Here is a 25,728-nt window from a genome sequence, read left to right as displayed (position 1 = left end):
CCGCCATGATTGACCTATTGCTTGTCGGCATTGGTGCCGGAAATCCGAAACACCTAACGCTTGAGGCGATTGAGGCGCTGAACAGCGCCGATGTGATCCTGATCCCGCGCAAAGGGCCGGGCAAAGACGATCTGGCCGAGCTGCGCCGGGTCATCTGCCGCGATTACCTGACCAATGGTGGCCCGCCTCAGCATGAATTCGACCTGCCGGTGCGTGACCCGGCCACGCCCGATTACGTGCAACGGGTCAATGATTGGCACGACGCCATCGCCACCGCTTGGCAAGATGCGATCACATCGCAGGTTGGCAGCTCGGGCAGGGTTGCCTTTCTGGTCTGGGGCGATCCGTCACTTTATGACAGCACGCTGCGCATCGCCGAGCGCGTCCAAAGCAAACTGGCGCTGCGGTTAACGGTCATCCCTGGAATCACCTCGGTCCAGGCTTTGACCGCCGGCCATACAATCCCCCTCAACACGCTGGCCGCGCCGGTCACCATCACCACCGGGCGCAAATTGCGAGATTTTGGCTGGCCGCCTGAGACCCAGACTCTTGTGGTCATGTTGGATGCTGGCGGCGCTTTCGAGGTGCTCGCCAAAGATGATTACGACATCTGGTGGAGCGCCTTTGCCGGTATGCCGCAAGAGATCCGCATCGCCGGCCCCCTCTCTGAGGTACAGGACCATATCCTCGAGACTCGCGCCAAAGCTCGCGCCGATCACGGCTGGATCATGGATGTCTACCTGATCCGCAAACGCGACACATAGGACGACGCCCTAGGTTTCTTTGGGCCCAAAATATCCCGGGGGTGAATGGAGACCTTGGGCTCCAGACGGGGCTGGCCCCCTATTTTCGCCAAACCCGCCATTTCCCCCTTCAAATCCCCCAATTCCCTGCCTATATTCAATATGTTCCCTTGTGGAACTATGGACATAAACGCGCTCGTAATAAGCGGATCGGACCAGGGGGCGGTACCCTGCGTCTCCACCAAATACACACCGGCTGCGTCCTTCGTTTGGGGATGCGATCGGATCTGGGGGGACGAAATAGGATCGACGAACGTCTAAAGGGGTTAGCTTTGTTTCGGCTGTCTGCCACCGTTATCGGCGAAACTAGTACAATTGCAAACGACAATCGTGCTCCGGTTGCTCTGGCTGCGTAAGCAGTTCGAGTCGAACCGACTTTAAGCCCTTGCGCCTAGCCGCGTGAGGCGGGGTTCGCAGGTACCTGGCAACAGAAACCTGCACTTTCCAACATGATCGGCAGACAGGATTTACCCACAGGCTTTCAAGGCCCATTAAGACCTTTTTGCTATGCAAAACTCATGCGGCCTCTGACCAATCATATCCCCAATATCATCGATGACATCATGCGCGATGTCTGGGTGAACGAGGATTTGGAGGCTATCGACACCTATTTTCATCCCGATGCCCGGTTTTATGGGCGGATTCGCAACACCGCGCTGACGCGGAGCGAGTTTCGCGATTGGGTGGCGCAGTTTCAGTCCATGGCCTCCATCACGGGTTTTGAGCGCGTCTTGACTGTTGCAGAGGATGAGGAAAATTTTGCCCATGTTATCCGAGCTGATCTGACCTCTCATATGAATGGTGCGACCGGGAAATTGATGGGGATGTTTTTTGACAAGCTGTGTGATGGCAAGGTCATTCAATCTTATGCCAATGCAGATCTGTTGACCTATTTCGAAACCACCGGTTTCTTGCCTGACAATGCAACGCTGATCATGTTGGGCGGCACGCCTCTATCCTGAACAGGCGCGGTGACGCATAAGTTTCATTTGACCTCGCCCCATCTGCCTGTCACCTGCAATTCATGCAAAGCGACACTTCTTTCCGTCAACTTTTCCGGATTTTCGGGCGCATCGGCCTGCTCTCTTTCGGCGGGCCTGCGGCGCAAATCGGATTGATGCACCGCTCTTTGGTGGACGAGCAAAAATGGCTGAGCGAAGAGCAGTTTTTGCGCGCACTGAGCTTTTGCATGTTGCTGCCCGGCCCCGAAGCCATGCAATTGGCCACCTATGCTGGTTGGCGGCTGCACGGCATTTGGGGCGGATTGCTGGCCGGTTTGCTCTTTGTACTTCCCGGCGCGATGGTCATTGCGGGTCTGGCCTTGCTTTACGCTGAATATGGCAATCGCCCGGAAACGGATGTTTTGTTACAAGGGGTCAAAGCCTGCGTTGTGGTCATCGTGCTGCAAGCACTGTTGCGACTGTCGCAGAAAACGCTGACGTCTCAGGCCTCGTTTTGGCTAGCGGCACTGTCATTTACATTGATCTTTGCCTTCTCACTCCCCTTTCCCGTGATCATTGCCGGGGCCGCAATCTGGGGTGTTTGGCGCACGAAACCAAGGGATCAACCTGCCCTCGCCAGCCCACCGACGCAGCCAACACGAAAACGCATTTTGGTGCTTTTGGCGGCGCTGTGGCTGCTGCCCTTGCCAGTTCTGTTTCTGTCGGGCCAAACGCTCCTGTTTGATCTCGCGGCCTTCTTTGCCAAACTGGCCGTCGTGACCTTTGGCGGGGCCTACGCGGTTCTGGCCTATATGGCGCAGGACGTCGTGCAACATCATGGCTGGCTGAGCACAACCCAAATGGTGGACGCGCTGGGGCTGGCCGAGACGACCCCAGGGCCGTTGATCCTTGTCACCCAGTTTGTTGCTATGTTGACCGGGCATAGCAACGGCGGCGTTGCCGGTGCCTTGATCGCCGGAATTATCGCGCTTTGGATGACCTTTGTGCCGTGTTTTCTCTGGATCTTTGCCGGGGCCCCTTATGTGGAAAACCTTCTGCACCGGCCGCGTCTCAATAACGCTCTCTCTGCCATCACCGCGGCCGTGGTAGGGGTAATTTTGAACTTGTCACTTTGGTTTGCGCTGCATGTGCTTTTTGGCACAGTAATCATGGCAGAATTCGGTCTGGCCACCCTGCCCGTCCCTGACGCCGCCAGTTTCCAACCCGAAACTCTGGTCTTGATCGCTTTTGCCGGGCTGCTTCTTGGCCCCTTCAAACGTGGCGTGCCCCTGACTTTGCTCTGCACGGCAGCATTAAGTTGGACCATCGGGCAAATCTGATAAAATCCGACTTTCGTTCGCCACGGAATCCAATATGCTGATTTTCAACAGATGAAGGCGAAGACATGTCCTCAGGAATTGATTACGGCAAATTGATGCATCACGCCATGCGTGGGCTGATCCAAACGGTGTTGGAAGACGTTAAAGAAAACGGGCTTCCGGGTGACCACCATTTTTTTATCACCTTTGACACCCGTCATGAGGGGGCCAAGGCTGCGGATTGGATCAAGGAACGTTACCCCGAAGAAATGACCGTGGTGATGCAGCACGAATATGACGACCTGACGGTCACGGATGATGGGTTTTCCATCACCCTGTATTTCGGCGGTGCCCCGGAAAATCTGACGATTCCCTTTGACGCGATCCAGACTTTTGTCGATCCATCGGTTGAATTCGGTCTGCGTTTTGAAACGCAGGATGATCTGGATGATGACGGCCCGGAACCGCCAGAGGATGATCCAGATGGCGGCGAACCCGCGCCAGAGCATCACGACGCCGAGGTCGTCAGCCTTGACCGGTTCCGGAAATAACCCAGTCAAACAAGCCCCCAAGCCCTGGGGGCTTTTTCTTTGCGCGGGCTTCCGCGCATCAAAGTTTACGTTAAGACCGTTTCCCATCTTGTTTCCCAGCTTCGTAAACCGCATCTTAACAACAAATGAACAATTGACGGTTTCCAATATGTCATCACAGTCCGGTTTGCCTTTGTTTTTGGGCCAGTTAATTCGTTCCCCTAGAAACATCTCGGCCATTGCCCCCTCGTCCATGGCCTTGGCCCGGCAGATGGCTGCAGAGCTTCCAACCAATCGCACAGGCCCGGTCGTCGAATTTGGTCCCGGCACCGGCAGGATCACACAAGCCTTGCTTGAGGCCGGCGTGGCAGCGCAGGACCTACATGCATTCGAATTGAACGAAGAGTTTGTGCAATTGCTGCGACGTAGTTTCTCTGACATCCATGTGCATCACAAACCGGCCCAGGATCTGGGTACACTCGGCTTGGACCAAGTGCGCGCCGTGGTGTCTGGGCTGCCGCTTTTGTCGATTCCCGGTGCGATCCAACGCGAGATTTTGGGCGCGGCGTTTCGCGCGATGGGCGCTGGCGGCGTTTATATCCAGTTCACCTATGGCCCGAAATCTCCGGTTGATGAACAGGTCGCCCAAGAGCTAGCGCTAACCTACACAAAATCGCGCAGAATTTGGGGCAATCTCCCCCCTGCAACGGTCTATTCCTTCCGCAGCAACATGGTATAAGCCCTGCGCGCATGTAGCCTGTTGCCCTTTGAACCAAGGGGCTTTATTCGGCATGCAACTGTATACCACGCGAGGAGACCGTGATGTCCGAGACCCGTACAGAGACCGACAGCTTTGGCCCGTTGGAGGTTCCATCCGACAAGTATTGGGGCGCGCAGACACAGCGCTCGGTCATGAACTTTCCGATTGGCTGGGAAAAGCAGCCGGTTTCCATCGTGCGCGCGCTGGGTGCCATCAAAAAAGCCTGCGCCATGCAGAACAAGGCAACCGGCAAGCTGGATGAAAAGATCGCAGATGCGGTTATTCAGGCCGCTGGCGAAGTCTTTGAGGGCAAGTTTGACGATAACTTCCCCTGCGCCGTCTGGCAGACCGGGTCCGGTACCCAGTCCAACATGAACTCCAACGAGGTCATCGCCAACCGCGCGATTGAGATTCTCGGCGGTGTGATCGGCTCCAAAGATCCGGTTCACCCCAATGACCACTGCAATATGGGTCAGTCCTCCAACGACACTTTCCCGACCGCTATGCATATCGCAACCGCGATGTCTGTGCGCGATGTTTTGATGCCGGGCCTGATCAAACTGGCCGAAGGGCTTGAGGCGAAAGCCGAAGAGTTCAAGGACATCATCAAGATCGGCCGTACCCACACCCAGGATGCGACACCGCTGACTTTGGGTCAGGAATTCTCGGGCTACGCCCATATGATCCGCCAGGGCATCGCCCGTGTCGAGGCAACCTTGCCCGGCATTTACGAACTGGCACAGGGCGGTACCGCCGTTGGCACCGGTCTGAACACCCAGCCCGGCTGGGCCGAGGCTGTGGCCGCCAATATGGCAGAGATCACCGGCCTGCCGTTTGTCACCGCCCCCAACAAGTTCGAAGCGCTCAGCGCCCATGACGCCATGGTCTTTATGTCCGGCGCTTTAGCGACGGTTGCGGGGTCGATGTATAAAATCGCCAACGATATCCGCTTTCTGGGCTCTGGCCCGCGTTCCGGTCTGGGCGAGTTGATCCTGCCTGAGAACGAACCGGGCTCTTCGATCATGCCGGGCAAAGTAAACCCGACACAGGCCGAAGCCATGACTCAGGTTGCCGCCCATGTGATGGGCAATGACGCGGCGATGAAATTTGCTGGCTCGCAAGGTCATTTCGAGCTCAACGTCTATAACCCGATGATGAGCTACAACCTGCTGCAGTCCATCCAACTGCTGGGTGACGTTGCCGACAGCTTTACCACTCGGATGCTGAACGGCATTCAGGCCAATGAGCCTCGCATCGACAAGCTGATGAAAGAAAGCCTGATGCTGGTGACCGCGCTGGCCCCGACCATTGGCTATGACAACGCCACCAAAGTCGCCAAAACCGCGCATAAGAACGGCACAACCCTTAAGGAAGAGGCGATTGCGCTTGGTTTTGTCGACGAGGAAACCTTTGACGCGGTGGTGCGCCCAGAACAGATGATCGGCCCGAAAGCCTGATCATCCACCGCTTGGCGCATCGTCAAGACACGATAAATCCACTTAAACACGCCCGGTTTACCGCCGGGCGTGTTTTTTTTCGACGGGATTGAAAGGCTGGTGCGTACTAGGGGTGATGACGACAAAAGGAATTGAAAAATGTCACGCCTTTCCCCCTATTGGTTGTGGCTGGTATTGGCCTTGCCAGCCCTTGGTATGACCTATGAGCTTGCCACCACCACAAACCCGCGCATCTACCACATTTTGGTTCATCCGACCGGCGAATTCGCCGCGCGCTTTACCATTATCGCAATGCTCGCCACCCCGTTGATGTTGCTGTTCAAGGGCTGGCGCGGGCCGCTTTGGCTCAAGAAAAACCGACGTTACTTCGGCGTCGCCGCGTTTTTCTATGCCATTGCCCATACGGTGTTCTACCTGATTGACAAAGGGTCGATGGACCGTGTCATAACCGAATTGCCGCGCTTTTACATTTGGACCGGCTGGGTGGCCTTTGCCATTTTCATCCCGCTTGGCGTCACCTCGATGGACTATTTTGTGCGCAAGATGGGCCCGGCCTGGAAGCAATTGCAGCGTTGGACCTACCCGGCGGCGGCCTTGACCTTGCTGCATTGGGCCAGCCTGCACAACTGGAACAGCATTGCCCCTGCCATGGTGCATTTCGGCCCGCTGATCGCGCTTGAAGCCTATCGTATCTGGTATTGGTATCTGCGCCCCCGGCCCACACAACAGGCTTGAGCTTGGCAAGAAAAACGGTCTTGGCTATGGTATCCCCATGGCCGAGATCATCAATCTGAACCGCTTTCGCAAAAACAAACGCCGGGCTGAGAAACGTCAGGAGGCGGATGAAAACGCTGTCAAATTCGGGCGCAGCAAGGCGGAAAAGGAGTTGGATCAGGCGCAGCAATCCAAGGCTGATCGCGATCTAGACGGGCACGAGCTGGAATGAGCGGTCGTCCCGAAAAACACTCGCTGACATTGAAAGGTCACCGCACCTCGGTCTCTTTAGAGGCGGAGTTTTGGCGCGAATTTCGTCGCATCGCCGCCGCGCGCGACATGCCTATCAATGCCCTCGCAGCGGAGATTGACGCGGAACGTGATCCAGAGGTCGGGCTGGCCTCGTCTATTCGGGTGTTTATCCTTAGGGAAGCTTTGACTTCAACTTAGGCCTTTAGACAACTGTTATTCAACAGGAAAAACAAAGCAGCGATCGCGACGCACAGTCAACCAAAGCGGCATTCCCGGCTTGGGCATAAAGACATTGGGCACCGTCGCCTTAAGCACCTGACCATCATGATCCATGCGGAACTCAACCAGGCTTTCCGACCCCATAAAGCGCGCACGCTCCACAATGCCCCGCGCCGGTGTCCCGGCAAGCGCTGTGGGGTTTGGCCCCTTGCCATCACGGTCAAAGTCGATGCTGACATGTTGCGGGCGGAAAACGATTTCCACTTCGGCACCGTCAGGCTGACCGGGGGCCAGAAACTGACCAAAGGGGGTATCGGTAAGCGCCCCTTGAACTTTGCCGCGTAACACGTTGATGTCACTGAAAAATGAAACTGCCTCGCGATCCACCGGCGCGTTATAGATGTTATACGGTGCGCCACGTTGCACAATGCGCCCACCGCGCATGAGGGCGATTTCATCGGCCATGCGCATGGCTTCTTCTGGCTCATGCGTGACCAACAGGACTGAGGCCCCTTCTTCCTTCAGCAGATCCAGTGTTTCATCGCGGATACCGTCGCGCAGCCGGTTGTCGAGACCAGAAAACGGTTCATCCATTAGCATGATGGACGGGCGCGGCGCCAAGGCGCGCGCAAGCGCAACCCGTTGCTGTTCGCCGCCAGACAGTTGGTGCGGGTATTCGTCAATGAAATGCGCAAGACCAACACGTTCCAACAACGACTTCGCGCGGGCCTTTTTCTCGGCCCCAGTAGAGGAGGTCAGGCCAAAGGCGACATTCTCGCCCACTGTCAGATGCGGAAACAGTGCAAAATCCTGGAACATCAAACCGATAGAACGCCGTTCGGGCGGCACGCGAAACACCGTGTCGCACACCAGATTGCCATCCACATAGATTTCGCCACTGTTTTGCATGTCAACCCCGGCGATCATGCGCAGGGTCGTGGATTTTCCACAGCCTGATGGCCCCAAAAGGCACATGACCTTGCCCGGATCAATCGACAATGACACGTGATCGACCACGGTCTTGCCTTCATACACGCGCACGAGGTCGCGAATTTCCAATCGGGGATGGGGGGATGTGGTCAAACCGGCCTCGCGTCAATTCCGATACTTCTTCTCGGGATTGACGCGAGAGGTACCAGTCTTACTGCGGGCTCGCAACCCTGCGACTGCCCAGGATCACTGCGACAAAGCCAACCACCAGCACGACAACACAGATCACAAAGAGCTGTTCGTATTTATGCCCCTCGGGCAGGACCGCCGCGACCGAGGGCCAAGATCGGGCAAAATAGGCAAAGGCCCCGGCCATGGCGGCAAACCACGCCACCAGATAAGCCCAGAGCGTAACCTGACGCCCCAGAACAAGCCCGACGATCAGGACCGGTGTCAGGAACATGGATGCAGTGCCGCTGACCGCGACGGCGTCAAAAAGGGTCTGATTGCCCCACAGGGTCAGTGCTGTACCCGCGAGTGTAAAGACCACCATGGCGGCGCGGCCCCCGTTCAAACTGCGCGGCGCAAGCTTGAGCTCTTCGACCACCAGGCGGGCCGCTGAGCTCAGAGCCGAATCCAAGGTCGACAGCGCCGAAACCAGCAGAGATAGCAGCAAGGCAATAAAGATGAAGGGCGGGAACATCTGCGCCCATGTGCCCAGCAATTGTCCTTCGTATTCAGAACCTTGCAGGCTGGCCTGAATGCCGAAAAAGCCGAATCCGATAATGCAAAGCGCCGAAATCCAGAAGGCATGGATAAACGAGGCCCGCGTGGTTTTTTCATCGGCGAGAAAACCGCGATCCATCATCACCGGATCATGCACCGGGTAGGAGAACACTTGCAGCGCTGCGACAGCCATCAAGACCCACCCCAGATAGCCGCCGGAATTGCCCGGAGCGGTCACGACCGCAGAGAATGAAAAGGACGGGTTCAGGATCAGGGCGACAAAGGCCACCGCAAAGATCACCAGAAACAGCGACATCTGCAAAACATCGGTGCGCAAAGCTGCCGACAAGCCGCCCCAGGCGGAATAGGCCAGCGCCAAAACCGCCACGACCAAGACAGCCACAGTTCCCGAACCGTCGGAGACTGCGTTAAAGATCAGGCCGACAACGATGAGGTTCGCAAACACTTCGGACAAAAGGCGCAGGCCAATCACCAGATTATAGGCGGCATTCCCGGTTTGACCGAACCTTGCGCCCAGCCAATCCTGCACACTCATCGCCCCATTGCGGCGCAACTGGCCAACCACATAGGCTCCGGTTAAAAACGACCCGTAATAGGCCGCATAGGCCAGGGTACCGGCGATGCCATAGAAATAGCCCAGAATGGCAGAGTTCATCAGAGAGCGGGCAAAGATCCAGGTGGTGACCTGGCTCAGCACCAATGTCCAAAGACCCGGACTTTGCCCTGTCGCCCCAAGCCCGCCGAAAAATCCCTCAACCGAGGCCCGGCGTGGGGCAACGGCCAGGCTAAGCACTAGAATGGCACCAAAAATGGCAACCAGCAGAATGGTTTGCATTGCGTTTCTCCTGTCGATCCCTCTGCGCTAGCAGCAGAGACACCGGCGGACCAGTAGCGTTACACCTGCCTTGCGCAAATGTGAGCGAATGTCAGGAAACCGCTTTGGCGAGACGCGGCAGCCGGGCCTTTTTCAGCAAGGGGCGCATGTGCCAATCCTCACCGGATAGGGCGCGCGCCTGGGCCAGAACACGGTCTGCAACATGTTGGAGCGCCTCAGGGTTGGCCTGCCACAGGCCGAACAGGAAGGCATCGGGATCAGAACGCGCAACACCCTCTTCGGCGAGGATATTGCGCGGGAAATCCTTGGCGTTGACTGTCACAATCATATCCGCCGACCCGGCGATGGCGGCGGCCAGAACATGGGTGTCATTCGGATCTGGCAGATACAGTCGATCCTCCAGAGATGGTTTCCATGTCACCGATGCTTTGGGCCAATGCACCGCAAGCATGGTGATTTCGCTGCGCGCCTGCGCCTCGCCTTCCGGCCCGAGTTTACGGGCCGCGCGGGCCCATTCCTCAAGAATACGGTCTGACCAAAGCGGCATGAACAGGCCCTGCCCGGCTGCCCCCAACAACACTTCGCGCATCACGGTGGGAAACAGCACGCAGGTATCCAGCAGAACCTTCACAACCGCCCCTTACAACCGGAAAAACAGCGCCTTGAGATAGCCGCTTTCGGCCAGTTGCGGCAAAAGCGGATGATCCGGCCCGGCATAACCCGTATGCAAAAGTTGCGCGCGCCGCCCGGCCCGTCCAATCCCGCGCAGGCAGGCACCGGTAAAGGCGGTGACATCCGCGGCGTGGGAACAGGAACACAAGACGAGATAGCCGTCTTCCTTGACCAGGGCTGTCGCCAAACGGGCAACCCGTTCATAGGCGCGCAGCCCCTTGTCCAACGCGGGTTTGTTCGGTGCAAAGGCGGGCGGATCACAGATCACTACGTCAAATTTGCGCCCCTTAGCAGCAAGATCCGTCATGACGTCAAAGGCATCGCCCTGACGCGTATCCAGCACCTTGCCCATTTGGGCAGCCCCTTGCGCCGCCAGTTCCAAAGCCGGAGCCGATCCATCCACCGCCATAGCCGATTTCGCCCCGCCTGCCAGTGCTGCAAGAGCGAAGCCACCGACATGGGAAAACACATCCAACACGCTGGCCTCATAGGCCAAACGCGCCGCAAAGCCATGATTTTCGCGCTGGTCAAAGAACAGCCCGGTTTTCTGGCCGCCGGTCAGGTCGGCCATATAGGTCGCGCCATTCATTTGGACAGGAAGAGGAGCCTCAGGGGCTGAGCCTATCAGCACCGCATTCTGGTCATCCAACCCTTCCAACGCCCTGCCCCGACCCGAGGCATTTTTGAGCACATTGGCCACGCCCGTCGCCGCCATCAGCGCCGAAGCCATATCGTCAATCACCCGGTCGGCCCAGGCGGCATTGGGCTGGATCACGGCGGTATCGCCAAAACGGTCAATCACCACCCCCGGCAAACCATCGCCCTCGGCATGGATCAACCGGTAAAACGGCGCATCATAAAGACGGTCGCGCATCGACACCGCCTTGGTCAGCTTGTCAAACAACCAATCGCGGTCAATCACCGCCAAAGGATTGCGATCCAACATGCGCGCGACGATCTTGGAGTTTGGATTGACCGCAACAACGCCAATGGCCTGACGATCATTGTCTTCCAAAACCGCAAAGCTGCCCGGTTCGATTTTGCGGCTGCGGCGGTCCATCACCAGTTCATTTTCAAACACCCATGGCGCACCTCGCCGGATGGCACGGGCATTGGCCTTGGGCTTGAGACGCAGTACAGGCAGGGAATCGGGGCGATCAGATGCGGAAACGGGGGCTGTCATGCCCCCGCCTTAGCCTTGTTTTGCTGTGGTGAAAAGCAGGATCAGATCTGATCCACACCTTTTGCCAGACGTTCACCTTGATCCGCCCACCCATTGGCAAGCGTCAGCTCGGCGCGGATGACCCGCTCAAGATGACGGTGGATGCGTTCCTTCATGGTCAAGCCCTGACGATCGGCGTTGATCGCACGGCGACCACCAAAGGCCTTGAGGTCAGCCTTGACCGGACGTTCCAGCAGCACAGCCCCGGTTTGTGCATCGCGCAGAACAAGGTCAAAGTTGATGGAATGGACACCGCCAACGGTATAGCGGGTTTTTTCCGTGATCGAATGGAAGCGGCGCACGGTGATCTCAGCCTTGACCGCCTGCCCGTTCGAAACGCTGCGACGCGCACGGTTCAGCCCTTCTTGAAAGATATAGCCAACCTGATCCTTGCGGTCACCTATGGCATCACCGCGCCAGACGATGTCTGCCACAGGATAGTAGAGGTTCGCTTCGGAAACCGACAGTTCTTCGGGCACAGTGATCGCATAATTCACGATGTTATAGCGTGCTGTGGCGGTCGGACGCTGCGGCAGATCCGGCTGCGCAGCAACCACCGGCAAAGCGCGGTAACCTTCCGGTTGGCCCGTTGGCAGCCCGGTCTGGGCGGCAGGCAATGTTTCAAAAGGCACGTTGCGGCTGGCGAACTGCGAATTGCCACAGGCCGACACTCCGGCCAACATCAGAACGGCGGCTGTGATACGGATCAGTGTCATCTTTTTGCTCTCTCTTGCTCTGCCGGGCCTCTCCGGCGGTCCGCTCTTTGGCGGTTTTCATTGTTTGTTAACTTTTCAGTCGAATCGGGCTGAACTTGGGCAAGTTTGAGACAAATTGACGGAATACGGCCATTTTTGCGCAACTTCGAATAATTTCGCGCCAAAAAGAAAATGGGCGCGCCCCACACGAATAGCCACGAAAATACCTAAGATTTCCTACGATTAACGCCGAAAATCGGCTTTACTGTTAGCGCTAACCGAAATAGACCCGCACACAAGCGCATCAGGATGGATCACAGTCATGCCCAGCACCTCGCCACTCAATGACACCATTGCCCGGGTCACCGCTCGGATCGAAGAGCGCTCAAAAGAGCTGCGCGCCACCTACCTTGATCGCATGCGTCAAGCCGCCGAAGAAGGCCCGCGCCGCGCCCATCTGACTTGTGGCAACCAGGCCCATGCCTATGCGGCCATGGGTCAGGATCAGGACGCGCTGGCACAGGGGCGCGCGCCCAATCTGGGCATTGTGACCGCCTATAATGACATGCTGTCCGCGCACCAACCCTATGAGCGTTATCCCGCCCTGATCCGCGAGGCCATTCGCTCGGTTGGGGCCACCGCGCAGGTCGCAGGGGGCGTGCCTGCCATGTGTGATGGCGTCACCCAAGGGCAGGTCGGAATGGAGCTGTCGCTGTTTTCCCGTGATGTCATCGCTTTGGCTGCCGGTGTTGGCCTGTCGCACAACACCTTTGACGCGGCGGTTTATTTGGGGGTCTGTGACAAGATCGTACCCGGCCTTGTGATCGCCGCCGCCACTTTTGGCTATATCCCGGCGCTTTTCCTGCCCGCGGGTCCAATGCCCTCGGGTCTTCCCAATGATGAAAAAGCCCGGGTGCGCAACCTCTTCGCAACTGGCGAAGTCGGGCGCGAGGAATTGATGAAGGCCGAAATGGCCTCATACCATTCCCCTGGCACCTGCACCTTTTATGGCACCGCCAACACCAACCAGATGCTGATGGAGTTCATGGGGCTGCACCTGCCGGGCAGTTCCTTTGTGAACCCCAACACTCCTCTGCGTGACGCGCTGACCGTGGCCGCTGCCAAACGCGCGACAGAGATCACCGCGCTAGGCAATGATTACCGCCCGGTTTGCGACATTCTGGATGCCAAAGCTTTTGTAAACGGTCTGGTCGGGTTGATGGCCACCGGGGGGTCAACCAACCTGGTTTTGCACCTGCCCGCCATGGCCCGCGCCGCTGGCATCGCGCTGACTTTGGAAGATTTCGACGATATCTCTGCCGTTACCCCGCTGATGGCCAAGGTCTATCCAAACGGCTTGGCGGATGTGAACCACTTCCACGCCGCAGGCGGTCTGCAATACATGATCGGCGAGTTGCTGGATGCCGGCCTTATGCACCAGGATGTGCAAACGGTCGCCGGATCAGGTATGCATCATTACACCCAGGAGCCCAAGCTTGAGGGCGATGCAATCACCTTTGTCGAGGGCGCGAAAGAGACCCAGAATGACAAGATCTTGCGCCCTGCTCGCGATGCGTTCCAACCCACTGGCGGGCTGAAACAACTGGCGGGCAATCTGGGCAAAGGCGTGATCAAGATCTCTGCCGTTGCCCCGGAACGTCATGTGATCGAAGCCCCTGTTCGGATTTTCGAAGACCAGCATGACGTCAAAAAAGCCTTTCAAGCGGGCGAATTCACCTCGGACACCATCGTTGTCGTGCGGTTCCAAGGGCCGAAATCCAACGGGATGCCTGAGCTGCACAGCCTGACCCCGACCCTGAGCGTGTTGCAAGACCGCGGCCTGAAAGTCGCCTTGGTCACCGATGGCCGCATGTCCGGTGCCTCTGGCAAAGTGCCCGCTGCCATCCATGTCAGCCCCGAAGCCGCCGATGGTGGGCCGCTGGCCTATTTGCGCGATGGTGATGTGGTGCGTTTAGACGCGGCCAATGGCACGCTGTCCTGCCTTGATGACAGCTTTCTGTCACGCGAGGCTGCCACTGCCGATCTTTCAGGCAATGGCCACGGTGTCGGGCGCGAGCTCTTTGCCGCCTTCCGCAATTCCGTTGGCCTCGCCTCCGAAGGCGCAGCCGTTGTTGTCTAACGCCCTGTCTCTTCTTGGCCCAAATATCCCCGCCGGAGGCTCCACCGGCGCGTCACATGAAAAGGTTTGAACATGATCACGCCCCAAGACGCCAGCATCGCCAATGAAAAGCTTTGCCTCATGGCTCCGATCATTCCCGTCATCGTTGTCGAAGATCCCGCCCATGCCAAACCTTTGGCGACGGCGCTGGTCAAGGGCGGCTTGCCCGTGCTTGAGGTCACATTGCGCACCCCTGCCGCGCTTGAGGTCATTGCCGAGATGGCCACGGTTGAGGGCGGCGTGGTTGGAGCAGGCACATTGCTCACCCCCAAAGACGTTTCGGCTGCTGTAGACGCAGGTGCCAGGTTCGGTGTGTCGCCCGGTGCAACCGATACCCTGCTGGACGCGGTCGAACAGGCGGATTTGCCGACCTTGCCCGGGGCTGCAACCTCATCCGAGGTCATGCGCCTGCTGGAGCGCGGCTATACGGTTCAGAAATTCTTTCCCGCCGAGGCCAATGGCGGCGCACCAGCGCTCAAGGCCATCGGCGCTCCGCTGCCGCAGGTGCGCTTTTGCCCAACGGGCGGCGTATCGATGAAGAACGCCACCGATTACCTGAGCCTGTCCAACACCCTGTGCTGTGGCGGCTCTTGGGTGGCCCCAAAGCAAATGATGATCGACGGTGATTGGGACGGTATCACCAAGCTGGCGGCCGAAGCCGCCGCCCTGCCCCGCAGTTAAAACTCAGCTCAGCTTTGCGGCTGACGATGCCGCATGAAACCGCCGCGCCGTTTTGGTGCGGCGGTTTTTGTAAGGCCATCGCGCAAAACAGCCGTCATCGGATGATCTGGCGCATCGGCTTCATGACGTGCCATCAGCGTGCCAATCAGAGTGGTCGTGTCCACATCAACCGGCACCGAGAGCGCCCAATCCAGAAAGATCGTCCGACATTCCTCGACCCCGATCCCTTCGATTTTATAGGCATCTGCGATCAACCCTTTGGGGTCTATGGCGTCACCCTTCATGGCTTGGCATCCTCTTCGTTTTCCGCGCGTAGCGGGATTTCTGCGGTGATGATCTCAGCCGCGTGGCGCGACCGCGCTGTCAGTTCCGACTTCAGGCTCTCCATATCCGACGTGTTGGTCAGTCTCGTCAAGAAGGCACAACCACCAGAGCCAAGTGTTTCGGGATCCAGCGCCTCGGGACTGATCAGTTTCGAGCCGATCTGCAGAGACCAGAACAGCGCATAGCTGTCAATCAGCCATTGCCGGTCGGTTTCATTCAGCCATTCGGTCACGCGCAGCGCGCGCGGCGTGTGCCTGATCCCCTGCCCTGACACCAGTGTCGCCGCCTGAGAAAACAGCTCAATATCCTGCATCCGCCCCGCGCCGATCTTGGCCCCCCAAAGATTGCCTTCGCCCTTGGCAGCGGCGATGCGCACCCTCATTTCGCCGACATCCTGCAGGATGGCCTCGCGATCACGCGCGACACGCAACACTTCCAAACGAAACGCCTCCACATCCGCCGCCAAGTCAGCGGGGCCTGCCACGACACGCGCTCGGGTCAGGGCCAGATGTTCCCAGGTCCAGGCCTCTTCGCGTTGGTAATTCTGGAAAGATTCCCATGAGGTTGCCACCGGTCCCTGATTGCCCGAAGGCCGCAATCGCATATCGACCTCATATAGCCGCCCTTCGGCCATGGGCGCGGTCATCGCGGTGATCAGGGCCTGTGTCAGACGCGCATAATAGGTGCGGCTGGCGAGCGAGCGTTTACCATCTGAAAACTCAACCCCATCCGGGTCATAGATAACGATCACATCGAGGTCCGAATGCGCATGCAAGCGCCCGGTGCCAAGCGAGCCCATGCCGACAACCACGGCCCCGCGCCCCGGACAAGGCCCGTATTTACGCGCGAATTCTTCCTGAACCACCGGCCAGGTCGCCGCCAATGTTGCCTCGGCCAGATCCGCATAGGCGCGCCCGGCCTCTTCGCCCTCCATCAAGCCGCGCAGCAAATGCACCCCGACGCGGAAATGCCATTCCTTACCCCAGCGTCGCGCCAGATCGAGGCGGCGTTCGTAATCCGGTTCCTCCTGCAAACGCGTGGACAATTCCTGCGTCAAGGCAGATCGCCCCGGCCAGGGGCTAAAGAAATCGCCGCCAATCACCGCATCAAACACCTTGGAATTGCGCGACAGGTATTGCGCCAGATCGGGCGAGGTGCTGACCACATCAATCAAGAGATCAATCAGTTGCGGATTGGCCTCGAAGAGAGAAAACAGTTGAACACCCGCCGGTAACCCCTTGAGAAAGCCATCAAAAGCCAAAAGCGCCTCTTCTGGCTTGGCTGCTTGTCCCAACCGGTTCAGGATCTCGGGGCGCAACCGTTTGAAGATCTCGACAGCCCGTTCCGAACGAAGCGACGGATAAGTCAACCAGCGCGACGAAATCTCGGCATGTTCGCCCTCGTCAAACTCGCTCGTATTGGCCCCGGCATCCGGGGCAAAGAACCCTTCGGTCACGTCATGCACCTCGGTCAATCGGCGCGTCAGGTCCTGCTCCAATTCCCCGGCGGACATGCCCGCCAGATAGGCAAGACGTTCGAACCCTTCGGGCGATTTGGGCAAGTCATGGGTCTGAGCGTCGTTCACCATTTGAATACGGTGCTCAATATCGCGATGGGCGCGATAATGCTCTGCCAAAACATCTGCTGCGTCTTGCGGGATCCAGCCCTTGGCCGCCAGAACCTGCAAGCCGGGAACGGTTTGGCGCGTACGCAGCTCGGGGTCGCGCCCCCCAGCGATCAATTGTCGGGTCTGGGTGAAAAACTCGATCTCACGAATACCACCGCGACCGAGCTTCATATTGTGCCCCGGCAAGGTGATCGGACCACCCAAGCCCTTATGTTCGCGAATACGCAACCGCATGTCATGGGCGTCCTGAATGGCGGCGAAATCCAGATGCTTACGCCAGACAAAAGGTTTGAGCGTGTGCAAAAACCGCTCACCCGCCTGGATATCCCCCGCTGCCGGACGCGCCTTGATATAGGCGGCACGCTCCCACGTCCGCCCGAGGCTCTCGTAATAGCGTTCCGCCGCCTCCATCGCCATGCAAACAGGGGTCACCGCCGGATCAGGACGCAGGCGCAGGTCGGTGCGGAACACATAGCCCTCACCGGTCAAATCGCTCAGCGTTGACGCCATCTTGCGCGTTGCCCGCACCAATGAGGTGCGCGCCGCATGGAAGTCATCACGCTCATAGCGGGTCTCATCAAAGAGGCAGATCAGATCAATATCCGAGCTGTAATTCAGCTCATGGGCGCCGCCCTTGCCCATAGCCAGGCAGACCATGCCACCCGCCGTGGCAATGTCATCTTCGCTCTGCCCCGGTAGTTTGCCGCGGCGAACCTCCTTAGCGATGGCCGCCTCAAGCGCCAATTGAACCGCCAGATCCGAGAAATCCGTTAAAGCCCCGGTCACATCCTCCAAGGTCCAGACGCCGGACAGATCACAAAGCGCAATCAACAGCGCGACACGCCGTTTTGCCTGACGCAGGGTCACATCCACCGCGTCCGGGTCAGCCTGGCGTAGATTCGCAAAGAGCTCTGACATGGCCTGCTCAGGCTGTTCGATCGCGCCTTCCAGCCAATCCGTCTCTTTGGCCAAGAGCCCCTTTAGATAGGGGCTGGACCCGCATGTGCCGTGAAGCAGTTTGTAGACATCGCCGGATGCCCAAGGCGCAAGGGACTTGGCCTCATCTGCGTGGTCAGTGTCATAGGGGCGCGGCAGTCGGGTGATACGGTCAGACAGGTTCATATCGACAAATGGCCATGTCGCCACAGCCGGTGCAACCGCCAAAACATCACTTCAGGCGCGGCAGAACGTCGTTTTGAACTATAAATCTGGTGTTTTCGGCCTCAACTCCCCCATTTCACCCCACTTGTCACCTAAAAATATCTCCACCTAACCCGCTGGAAGTAAGTCAGAATTTCGAAAATGTAAAAAACATTCACATTGACCCTTGAAACCTCACCCGACAATCACGATCTGGTGTAATGTGAAAGACATTCACATCAACACAAAGAGAAACGGAGACACCAATGACCACCGCCACCTATTCCGCTGACGTTCCCGCCAATGCTGGCTGGTTCACCAAAAGCGAGGCCTGGCTGGATCAGCGCGGTAAAGGCGCGTGGATTGCTGCCATGGTCCTCGGTTTCATCTTCTTCTGGCCCGTCGGCCTTGCCCTTCTTGCCTATATGATCTGGAGCAAACGCATGTTCTCGAAATCCTGCCGCCATTCTGGTCACCGTAACGCCCGCCGTCAGGCATGGGCCGCGATGAAGCCAAGTGGAAACACCGCCTTTGACGCTTACAAGGCCGAAACCCTGCGTCGTTTGCAGGACGAACAAGACGCCTTTGAATCCTTCCTGGAGCGCCTGCGCGAAGCCAAGGACAAGGCCGAGTTCGACCAGTTCATGGATGACCGCGAAAAGCGCGCCAAGGAAATGATGGAAACTGAAGACGCCTAAGCGCATAATTTCCACAAAACATAGCCGGCCCAAATCGGGGCCGGCCCCCAACAAACCGCATCATTATGGAGACCAAAATGTATTCCGAGCCCCTGTCCCATCTGCCCGACCCGCAGCGACAGGCCGAATTTTACGAAGGCGTGGCCTTTAAACGTGGGATTGCCTGGTTCGTCGACTCGGCCATCATTTTGGCCATCACCCTCCCGATTGCGCTGTTTACCGTTGTTGGGCTGTTCTTTATCCCGCTGTTTTACATCGTAATCGGGTTTCTCTACCGCTGGTTCACGATTGCCAGCGGATCAGCCACCTGGGGCATGCGCCTGATGGCGGTCGAGTTGCGCGATGCCTATGGTCGGCGTTTGGATGGCACGCAGGCCTTGCTGCACACAGCGGGTTATTCCATCACCATGACAACCGTGATCCTGCAGATCATCTCCATCGGCCTGATGCTGTTCAGCGAGCGCGGGCAAAGCCTGACCGACATGTTCCTGGGCACAACGGCGTTGAATTTACGCGCCTAAGGATTCTTGGTTAAGTTAACCTAAACTTTAGAAAGACCCCGGTTTTCGGGGTCTTGTTCGTTTCGGGGGGTTGGAGAGGCGCGGAATTATTGTTACCGTTTTGTTAAAGTCTTAATCGTTATCGGACCCTCATGCGCCACTCGCTGCCCCTTGCCCCTCAGTTCTATGTCACGGCTCCACAGCCCTGCCCTTATCTTGAGGACAGGATGGAACGGAAGCTGTTCACAGCCCTGCAAGGCGATCAGGCGCAAGTGTTGAATGACAGCCTGTCCAAACAAGGGTTTCGCCGGTCGCAAAACGTGCTGTATCGACCCTCTTGCTCGGATTGCAATGCCTGCATGTCGGCGCGAATCTCAGTCAATGATTTCAAACCGTCGCGTAGCCAGAAACGGGTGATCAAGCGCAACACGCAGTTTGAACGTCGCGCCACCAGCCCCTGGGCCACGGATGAACAATACGAACTGTTCCGCAGCTATCTGGACAATCGCCACGCCGATGGCGGCATGGCGGATATGGATATCTTTGAATTCGCCGCGATGATCGAGGAAACGCCGATCCGCTCGCGGGTGATCGAATATATCGACCGTGAAACCGACCAACTGGCAGCGACCTGTCTGACCGATATGTTCGATGACGGCTTGTCGATGGTCTATTCCTTCTTTGATCCGGCTTATACCCGTGCCAGCCTGGGCACCTGGATGATCCTGGATCATATCGAAATCGCCCGTGAATCCGGTCTGCCCTATGTCTATCTGGGCTATTGGGTGCCCGGCAGCGAAAAGATGGGCTACAAAGCGCAATTCGATGCGCTTGAAATCTATCGCAACGGGTCATGGGAACCATTGGGAGATCCCGAAGGGTACGAGGACGATTTGCACCCGCTCTCCAGCGACCCGATTGCCGAACAAGTCGCCAAGATCTCCTTTCCTGACGGGCGCGGTTAACGCCTCGTCAGGTGACCAATCCAAAAGTTACGTAACGTCTCTTCACGTCAATGCTCCACTTGTTGGATTATGATCCCTATTTCTCCTTTTTCCCCTCTCAAAGCGCTTTGGAAAGGGGCATTTGCTGGTTCAGAAATTTGACTGCCCAGTAAAAATCAACATGTAGAGAAAGGGAATTGGCTATGAAACGCCCAGAAGATTACTGCGCTACGATCATTGAAGACACCCAGACATTGGCGATCGAAGATCGCATTTCCTATTTGCGCGGCATTGTCGTGCCTTTGATTGAACATTTGGGATATACTTTGGCCCACGCCCCCAAAGATTTTGCCGCCACCTCAACCTTTGTGTTGGCGACAGATATCGAAAAGCGATTGACCGCTTTGGAACAGGCTGTGTTTCCTCAGGGGCCCGTTCAGTGCTGAGACCTCGGTGCACTTTGGGAATGAAACCCCGGCAAGTGCACCAGCCAACTAGCCCAAAACAAACGCCCCGACGGCGAAACCTATCAAGGCAATCGCAACGAGACGTGCCTTGTTCTCGGGAACCGGGTCAGTCTCACCAGGCACAGGAAACCCGTCAGGCGCATATTGCAGCCCACGCATATTCGGCGCTGTTTTGCCGGAGACCTTGGCACGCCGCGCATTCAAATGGGCCTCAGCCTTGGCGAACAGGTCTTTTTGTATTCCAGCTTGAACTTGTGACCGACTAAGAGCTTCCACTCGGGTACCTGGCATATCTGCCTCCTCATGTGATCATAGGGTGATCAACGTATGAGGGTATTCTGTGCACCGTTTACGTTTTGTTAAGGTAAGTCCTGCGGCAAACCAGGATCGTTTTTAAGGCATTATCTAGGCAAAGAAAAAGGGCCACCCAACGGGCAGCCCTTTGATTTGTCAGAGAATAGCTCGCGCATCACGGCATGAGATCAGGCACGATGGTGACGATTGACGGGAAGAACGCCAGGATCGCCAACCCTACAACCTGGATCAGCACAAACGGGATCACACCGCGATAGATGTGGCCGGTTGTGACCTCTTTCGGAGCAACACCGCGCAGGTAGAACAGCGCAAAGCCAAAGGGCGGTGTCAGGAACGAGGTCTGCAGGTTCACCGCGATCATGATGGTCACCCATTTCGGATCGAAATGCGCACCATAGATCACCGGCCCAACGATTGGCACAACGATGTAGATGATCTCGAGGAAGTCGAGAACAAAGCCCAGCACAAAGAGCACCAGCATCACGATCAGGAAGACCGTGCGCACATCGTCAAAGCTCTTGAGGAACTGCTGGATGTAATGCTCACCCCCAAAGGAGATCACCACAAGGTTCAGCAGCTGCGAGGCGATCAGGATGGTGAACACCATGCTGGTCACTTTCGCGGTCTCACGCACCGCAGGGCTCAGCACCCCGGCCTTGTAGAGAACCCAGCAGCTGAACAGCAAGCCAAACAGCGCATAGAGGTAAGCCGCATAGGCAAAGAAGAACGCCACCCAGCTTTCAAAGCTGACCTCATTTGTGTTGATCCGCAGGTCAAAGTTCACACCGACAAGGATCATGATGAGAACCGCGAGGGTCGACATCAGGATGACCTTTGGTGATTTGTCCTGCTCGGTCAGCTTGCGATAGGCCGCCAGCATGATCGCCCCTGCCGCACCCAAGGCCGCAGCCGGTGTCGGGTTGGTGATCCCGCCCAGGATCGAGCCCAGAACAGCCACGATCAGAACCAGCGGCGGGAAGACCACGCGCAGCAGCTCATTCTTGGACAGGCGCACAAAGGCGTGCTTGCAGCCATAAAGCGTCAAGGCCCAGGGAACCGCCATCAGCAACACCGTCACCCCAGAGGAGGTTGTCGGTGTCAGCAACAGGATGTCGACCAAGTAACCCAAGGCCAGACCCCCTGCCCCGATCAGCAATGGCAGCGGATCAGAGGAAGGCGACACGCCGCGAGCAATCGCGAGGATCAGGCCCATGATCACCGCCAGGATCGCAATGCCGGTGCCAATCGGCGCAGCATTGTCGATCTTTTCGGCGCGCAGGGTCGCGATCTCTTCCTCGGTCAGACGACGGCTTTCGGTCGCGCCTCCCGATTGATCGATCTTCTCCTGCTCGGCGATTGCCGTATCCCAGGCTTCTTGACCATGCAGTTCGATCATCGAGACTTTACACTGCTCAGACACGTTGGTGCGCAGGCTGGCCGCCTCACCAATATCCGAGAAGCTGTCAACGCGCGTCGACTGATCACCAACCAGGCCAACTTGTGCGGCCAGAATGGTGCCTGCAATCAAGGCAATTGGCACCCCCAAATACCAGGTAAAGGCTTCGCCACGGGTTACAGGTTCATTGCCGCTGTCACCCAGAGCAACCGCAGGGGCTTTGGACGGGTTCAGCATGGCAAAACCAAAGGCATAAGCCGCATAGAGACCCGCGAGCATGACGCCGGGCAGCAGCGCCGCCTGGAACAAGGTCCCAACCGAGACAACCGCAGGCTCACCCAGATAGGTCAAGGCATCGGTACAACCCGCCTCGACCGCGCGGGTTTCCTGCGCAGCCGAATAGAGGTCACCGGCCAATGTGCCCAGCAGAACGATCACGATCGAAGGTGGAATGATCTGCCCCAGAGTACCAGACGCCGCGATCACACCCGTCGCCAGTTCAGGCGAATAGTTGTTGCGCAACATGGTCGGCAAGGCGAGCAAGCCCATGGTGACTACGGTCGCACCAACGATCCCGGTCGAGGCGGCAAGGAATGCGCCCACAACCACGATGGACACAGCCAGACCACCTGGCAGCGGGCCAAAAACACGCGCCATTGTGGTCAACAGGTCATTCGCAATCTTGGAGCGTTCCAGAACGATCCCCATCAACACGAACATCAGAACAGCCAGCAGGGTTTCAATCGACTGGCCCGCAATCACACGTTCGTTGATCCGGTTGGTGATGCCCGCAATGGTACGCTTCATCGCCGCTTCCCAATCCCCGGCCGGGAACAAGGAAGGCGCTTCGATACGTGGCAATTCCGGGTATCTGAAGATCGAGATCTTGGCCTCGACCACACCGCTGGCTACCAGGTTTCTATAGGCCTCCGAACTGGTATCGATGGCCTGGTGAATAAGAATGCCAGCACTGTCCAGTGAGGCGATGATCCCAAAGGAAATCACCCCGGCCCCACCGATGGCAAAGGCCACCGGGAAACCTGACAGAATGGCGGAAAAGAGCGTGAGAAAGACGATGATCAAGCCGATCTCGACGCCGTCCAATCCAAACAACATCTACGTGCTCCCTCAGAATTCTGCGTGGTCGTAGGGTTCTTCACCCGCTTCGAGCACGTCTTTGTCCAGATATTTGTTTTCAGACTCTTCGCCTTCGCGCCATTCCAGGAAGGAGCGATAGAAGAAGGCCCAGGCGTGCAGGAAGATCATGCCAACCATGACAACCATCAGCACCTTGAAGAGGAAGTAGCCGGTGAACCCGTTGGGGCTGAACCCGATGGTTTCCACATTCCAGCGCACCGCACGTGCCTTGAGTTCCAGGCGTTGCAGCGGATCGGATGGGGAAACCGGCGGGACAACCAAAGAGCGCCACATGAAGAACCAGTTATACATCCAGATCAGCACAGCCATTGGCACCATAAAGATAATGGCACCGACCATGTCGATGACCTTTTTGGTGCGGAAACTGACTGCCGAATAGACCAGGTCGACGCGCACATGACCGCCCTGCACAAAGGTGTAGGTCAGACACAGCGCCACAACCATGGCGTTATAAAGCTTCAGCTCTTCTGCATACCACGAGATGTCGAAATCCAGCGGCACGCCAAAACCGAACACGATGTCAGGTCGGGTAAAGATCCGCTGCATGAAAACGATGATGACCTGTTGCAGCACCATGGCCAGACCGGCCCAGGCGGCAAAGCGACCAACCGTATTGGCCAGCCCTTCCAGAACGCGTACCGCGCCCCAGAGAATGTTGCTTTTCCAGACACCAATCGCGAACAGCACAATAAAGAAGGCTGTGAAAACAAAGAAAAGCTCCGACGAAGCGCCGTAATAAACGGTCTTCATCAAGGATGCCTTGTCTTCTTTGGTGTTGTCCCAGATGACCCAATCCAGCCAGCTGGCCGGATGCGTGATCGCATATCCCAGATTGTAGAACGCCATGGCGAATTCGGTCAGCACCCATAGGATACCATCGCCCAATGCGCCCAGAGCCCCCGCGCTCTCTTCTTCCATAAGATCCCCCGCCGCCGGTTGTCCGGCTGATTTTCAGGTGATGTGCCGCGAACGGCAGTTGAGAAAAAGGCCCCTGATGTCAGGGGCCTTTCCGATTGTGGTCCTGTTCGGCTTAGCCGCCCAGCACGCGCACACGCTGTTGAACGTAGTAACCGTCCGACTTGTTGATCCAGCTTGCGGATTGCGCCAGCGAGGATTCAAAGGAGGCACGGATTTTCGCGAACAGTTCGTCATCCATGTTCTCGTCCATGACTTCGGCAGATGCTTTGCCGAACGCATCCCAAACATCGTCGGAGAACTGCAGAGTTTTCACACCCTGAGCCTGCAGACGTGCCAGAGCCGCACCGTTGTTGGCCAGAGTTTCGGCCAGCTGGTACTGGGTCACAGCCATGGACGCATAACGCAGGATCGCTTTGTGCTGGTCAGACAGTTCGTTCCAGACGTCGAGGTTGACGGAGGATGCCAGAGCCGAACCCGGCTCGTGGAAGCCCGCAGTGTAGTAGATCTTGGCAACTTCCTGGAAGCCGGCGCGCTCGTCAGCCATCGGGCCAACCCACTCCAGACCGTCCAGAGCACCAGAAGACAGCGCTTGGTACAGTTCGCCACCTGGGATGTTCTGAACGGATGCGCCCAGTTTACCCAGAACCTTGCCGCCCAGACCCGGCATACGGAACTTCAGACCGTTGAAGTCGTCAGCAGAGTTGATTTCCTTGCGGAACCAACCACCGGATTGCGAACCGGAGTTACCAGCCAGCAGGCCTTTGAGGTTAAAGATCTGGCCCAGCTCGTCATGCAGCTCTTCGCCGCCGCCATGATAGTACCAGTTGGAAACTTCCTGCGCAGTGCCGCCGAACGGAACAGCGGTGAAATAGGCGTAACCTGGGTGCTGACCGATATAGTAGTAGTCGGCAGAGTGGTACATGTCGGCCTGACCGGAAGAAACCGCGTCAAACACTTCCAGAGCACCAACCAGCTCGCCCGGAGCTTTCTTGTCGATGGTCAGAGAGCCACCAGACATCTCTTTAACCATGTTTTCAAGATAGGTAGCTGCATCATCCAGAACAGCAAAACCGCGTGGCCAAGATGTGACCATTGTCAGCGTACGGTTGCCCTGCGCGTAAGCCGGAGCTGCCAGAGTCGTCGCAGCAGCGGCGCCTGCACCAACGGTAGACGCTTTTAGAAAAGAACGGCGATCCATGTAATATCCTCCCATGGGTATTCTTATGCGCCAGGGCTCCCCACCCGGGCGCGGATCGTTGCAAGTGAGCGAAGCGTAGGACGCAAG

At 57.5% G+C, this 25,728-nt stretch carries 26 protein-coding genes and 1 other RNA gene; 16 read left to right on the top strand and 11 right to left on the bottom strand.

Going from position 1 to position 25,728, the window contains the following annotated elements; all coding sequences use genetic code 11:
• Positions 1-5: 5 nt before the first annotated feature.
• The 10 genes from cobF to CLV87_RS11860 all read left to right on the top strand — a co-directional run bounded on the left by cobF (position 6) and on the right by CLV87_RS11860 (position 6,974).
• The gene (cobF, locus tag CLV87_RS11905; RefSeq protein WP_099245574.1) at positions 6-764 is read left to right on the top strand and encodes a precorrin-6A synthase (deacetylating); all 759 of its coding nucleotides are present in this window, start codon (positions 6-8) and stop codon (positions 762-764) included.
• A 104-nt stretch (positions 765-868) separates the two neighbouring features.
• Positions 869-1,245, top strand: a transfer-messenger RNA (tmRNA) gene (gene ssrA, locus CLV87_RS11900).
• A 76-nt stretch (positions 1,246-1,321) separates the two neighbouring features.
• Entirely contained in the window at positions 1,322-1,765 is a 444-nt protein-coding gene (locus CLV87_RS11895; protein WP_166652743.1) for a nuclear transport factor 2 family protein, read from the top strand.
• 62 nt (positions 1,766-1,827) lie between these two features.
• The gene (gene chrA, locus CLV87_RS11890; RefSeq protein ID WP_099245572.1) at positions 1,828-3,084 is read left to right on the top strand and encodes a chromate efflux transporter; all 1,257 of its coding nucleotides are present in this window, start codon (positions 1,828-1,830) and stop codon (positions 3,082-3,084) included.
• Between the two features lie 65 nt (positions 3,085-3,149).
• Positions 3,150-3,614 carry an SspB family protein gene (locus CLV87_RS11885; RefSeq protein ID WP_099245570.1) on the top strand — a complete coding sequence of 155 codons (465 nt, stop codon included), beginning with the start codon at positions 3,150-3,152 and terminating at the stop codon, positions 3,612-3,614.
• A 250-nt stretch (positions 3,615-3,864) separates the two neighbouring features.
• Positions 3,865-4,332, top strand: coding sequence for a class I SAM-dependent methyltransferase (locus tag CLV87_RS11880; protein WP_133840768.1), 468 nt, complete (start codon positions 3,865-3,867; stop codon positions 4,330-4,332).
• A gap of 83 nt (positions 4,333-4,415) precedes the next feature.
• Positions 4,416-5,810 carry a class II fumarate hydratase gene (fumC, locus tag CLV87_RS11875; RefSeq protein WP_099245567.1) on the top strand — a complete coding sequence of 465 codons (1,395 nt, stop codon included), beginning with the start codon at positions 4,416-4,418 and terminating at the stop codon, positions 5,808-5,810.
• Between the two features lie 138 nt (positions 5,811-5,948).
• A complete protein-coding gene (locus CLV87_RS11870) occupies positions 5,949-6,545 on the top strand; it encodes a protein-methionine-sulfoxide reductase heme-binding subunit MsrQ (RefSeq protein WP_099245565.1) in 597 nt (198 codons plus the stop codon).
• Between the two features lie 37 nt (positions 6,546-6,582).
• The gene (locus CLV87_RS11865) at positions 6,583-6,756 is read left to right on the top strand and encodes a DUF4169 family protein (RefSeq protein ID WP_099245563.1); all 174 of its coding nucleotides are present in this window, start codon (positions 6,583-6,585) and stop codon (positions 6,754-6,756) included.
• A complete protein-coding gene (locus tag CLV87_RS11860) occupies positions 6,753-6,974 on the top strand; it encodes a ribbon-helix-helix domain-containing protein (protein WP_099245561.1) in 222 nt (73 codons plus the stop codon). Before CLV87_RS11865 ends, CLV87_RS11860 begins: the two co-directional genes overlap by 4 nt.
• Before the next feature lie 15 nt (positions 6,975-6,989).
• Here the strand turns inward: CLV87_RS11860 and CLV87_RS11855 are convergent, their stop codons facing one another.
• From CLV87_RS11855 to CLV87_RS11835, 5 genes are all read right to left on the bottom strand, one after another.
• Positions 6,990-8,078 (bottom strand): ABC transporter ATP-binding protein, encoded by a 1,089-nt coding sequence (locus CLV87_RS11855; protein WP_099245559.1) that lies wholly within the window; start codon positions 8,076-8,078, stop codon positions 6,990-6,992.
• Positions 8,079-8,136: 58 nt separating this feature from the next.
• Positions 8,137-9,507, bottom strand: a complete 1,371-nt coding sequence (locus tag CLV87_RS11850) for an SLC5/6 family protein (RefSeq protein ID WP_099245556.1) — start codon at positions 9,505-9,507, stop codon at positions 8,137-8,139.
• Between the two features lie 91 nt (positions 9,508-9,598).
• Positions 9,599-10,138 carry an RSP_2648 family PIN domain-containing protein gene (locus CLV87_RS11845; RefSeq protein WP_099245554.1) on the bottom strand — a complete coding sequence of 180 codons (540 nt, stop codon included), beginning with the start codon at positions 10,136-10,138 and terminating at the stop codon, positions 9,599-9,601.
• Positions 10,139-10,147: 9 nt separating this feature from the next.
• On the bottom strand, positions 10,148-11,362 hold the full coding sequence (locus CLV87_RS11840; protein ID WP_099245552.1) for an RSP_2647 family RNA methyltransferase: 1,215 nt from the start codon (positions 11,360-11,362) through the stop codon (positions 10,148-10,150).
• Between the two features lie 41 nt (positions 11,363-11,403).
• Positions 11,404-12,117, bottom strand: a complete 714-nt coding sequence (locus CLV87_RS11835; RefSeq protein ID WP_133840767.1) for a DUF6778 family protein — start codon at positions 12,115-12,117, stop codon at positions 11,404-11,406.
• Between the two features lie 301 nt (positions 12,118-12,418).
• On the opposite strand from CLV87_RS11835, the gene edd reads away from it, so the two are divergent.
• Together edd and eda are read left to right on the top strand one after the other, a co-directional pair.
• Positions 12,419-14,236 carry a phosphogluconate dehydratase gene (gene edd, locus CLV87_RS11830; protein ID WP_099245548.1) on the top strand — a complete coding sequence of 606 codons (1,818 nt, stop codon included), beginning with the start codon at positions 12,419-12,421 and terminating at the stop codon, positions 14,234-14,236.
• Positions 14,237-14,308: 72 nt separating this feature from the next.
• Positions 14,309-14,956, top strand: a complete 648-nt coding sequence (eda, locus tag CLV87_RS11825) for a bifunctional 4-hydroxy-2-oxoglutarate aldolase/2-dehydro-3-deoxy-phosphogluconate aldolase (protein WP_099245546.1) — start codon at positions 14,309-14,311, stop codon at positions 14,954-14,956.
• An 8-nt stretch (positions 14,957-14,964) separates the two neighbouring features.
• Here the strand turns inward: eda and CLV87_RS11820 are convergent, their stop codons facing one another.
• Together CLV87_RS11820 and CLV87_RS11815 are read right to left on the bottom strand one after the other, a co-directional pair.
• Positions 14,965-15,240, bottom strand: a complete 276-nt coding sequence (locus CLV87_RS11820; protein WP_099245544.1) for a hypothetical protein — start codon at positions 15,238-15,240, stop codon at positions 14,965-14,967.
• Entirely contained in the window at positions 15,237-18,029 is a 2,793-nt protein-coding gene (locus CLV87_RS11815; protein ID WP_099245542.1) for a [protein-PII] uridylyltransferase family protein, read from the bottom strand. The genes CLV87_RS11820 and CLV87_RS11815 overlap by 4 nt, the downstream gene beginning before the upstream one ends.
• Positions 18,030-18,313: 284 nt before the next feature.
• Here CLV87_RS11815 and CLV87_RS11810 point away from each other — a divergent pair, with 284 nt between their 5' ends.
• The 4 genes from CLV87_RS11810 to CLV87_RS11795 all read left to right on the top strand — a co-directional run bounded on the left by CLV87_RS11810 (position 18,314) and on the right by CLV87_RS11795 (position 20,635).
• Positions 18,314-18,745: a DUF2852 domain-containing protein gene (locus CLV87_RS11810; protein ID WP_099245540.1), complete on the top strand. Its 432-nt coding sequence runs from the start codon at positions 18,314-18,316 to the stop codon at positions 18,743-18,745.
• A 77-nt stretch (positions 18,746-18,822) separates the two neighbouring features.
• Positions 18,823-19,266, top strand: coding sequence for an RDD family protein (locus tag CLV87_RS11805; protein WP_176556029.1), 444 nt, complete (start codon positions 18,823-18,825; stop codon positions 19,264-19,266).
• A gap of 131 nt (positions 19,267-19,397) precedes the next feature.
• A complete protein-coding gene (locus tag CLV87_RS11800; protein ID WP_099245538.1) occupies positions 19,398-20,210 on the top strand; it encodes an arginyltransferase in 813 nt (270 codons plus the stop codon).
• Between the two features lie 182 nt (positions 20,211-20,392).
• Positions 20,393-20,635 (top strand): hypothetical protein, encoded by a 243-nt coding sequence (locus tag CLV87_RS11795; protein WP_099245537.1) that lies wholly within the window; start codon positions 20,393-20,395, stop codon positions 20,633-20,635.
• Positions 20,636-20,683: 48 nt separating this feature from the next.
• Here CLV87_RS11795 and CLV87_RS11790 read toward each other — a convergent pair whose 3' ends face one another.
• The 4 genes from CLV87_RS11790 to CLV87_RS11775 all read right to left on the bottom strand — a co-directional run bounded on the left by CLV87_RS11790 (position 20,684) and on the right by CLV87_RS11775 (position 25,641).
• Positions 20,684-20,947: a hypothetical protein gene (locus CLV87_RS11790; RefSeq protein ID WP_133840766.1), complete on the bottom strand. Its 264-nt coding sequence runs from the start codon at positions 20,945-20,947 to the stop codon at positions 20,684-20,686.
• Between the two features lie 178 nt (positions 20,948-21,125).
• The gene (locus CLV87_RS11785; RefSeq protein ID WP_099245535.1) at positions 21,126-23,483 is read right to left on the bottom strand and encodes a TRAP transporter large permease; all 2,358 of its coding nucleotides are present in this window, start codon (positions 23,481-23,483) and stop codon (positions 21,126-21,128) included.
• Positions 23,484-23,495: 12 nt separating this feature from the next.
• Complete coding sequence (locus CLV87_RS11780) at positions 23,496-24,443, bottom strand: TRAP transporter small permease subunit (RefSeq protein WP_166652742.1); 948 nt, start codon at positions 24,441-24,443, stop codon at positions 23,496-23,498.
• A 112-nt stretch (positions 24,444-24,555) separates the two neighbouring features.
• Positions 24,556-25,641: a TRAP transporter substrate-binding protein gene (locus CLV87_RS11775; RefSeq protein WP_099245533.1), complete on the bottom strand. Its 1,086-nt coding sequence runs from the start codon at positions 25,639-25,641 to the stop codon at positions 24,556-24,558.
• Positions 25,642-25,728 lie beyond the last annotated feature (87 nt).

The organism is Pelagimonas phthalicica, assembly GCF_004364805.1.
Lineage (GTDB): Bacteria > Pseudomonadota > Alphaproteobacteria > Rhodobacterales > Rhodobacteraceae > Pelagimonas > Pelagimonas phthalicica.
This window is presented reverse-complemented; position numbering and strand designations above follow the sequence as displayed.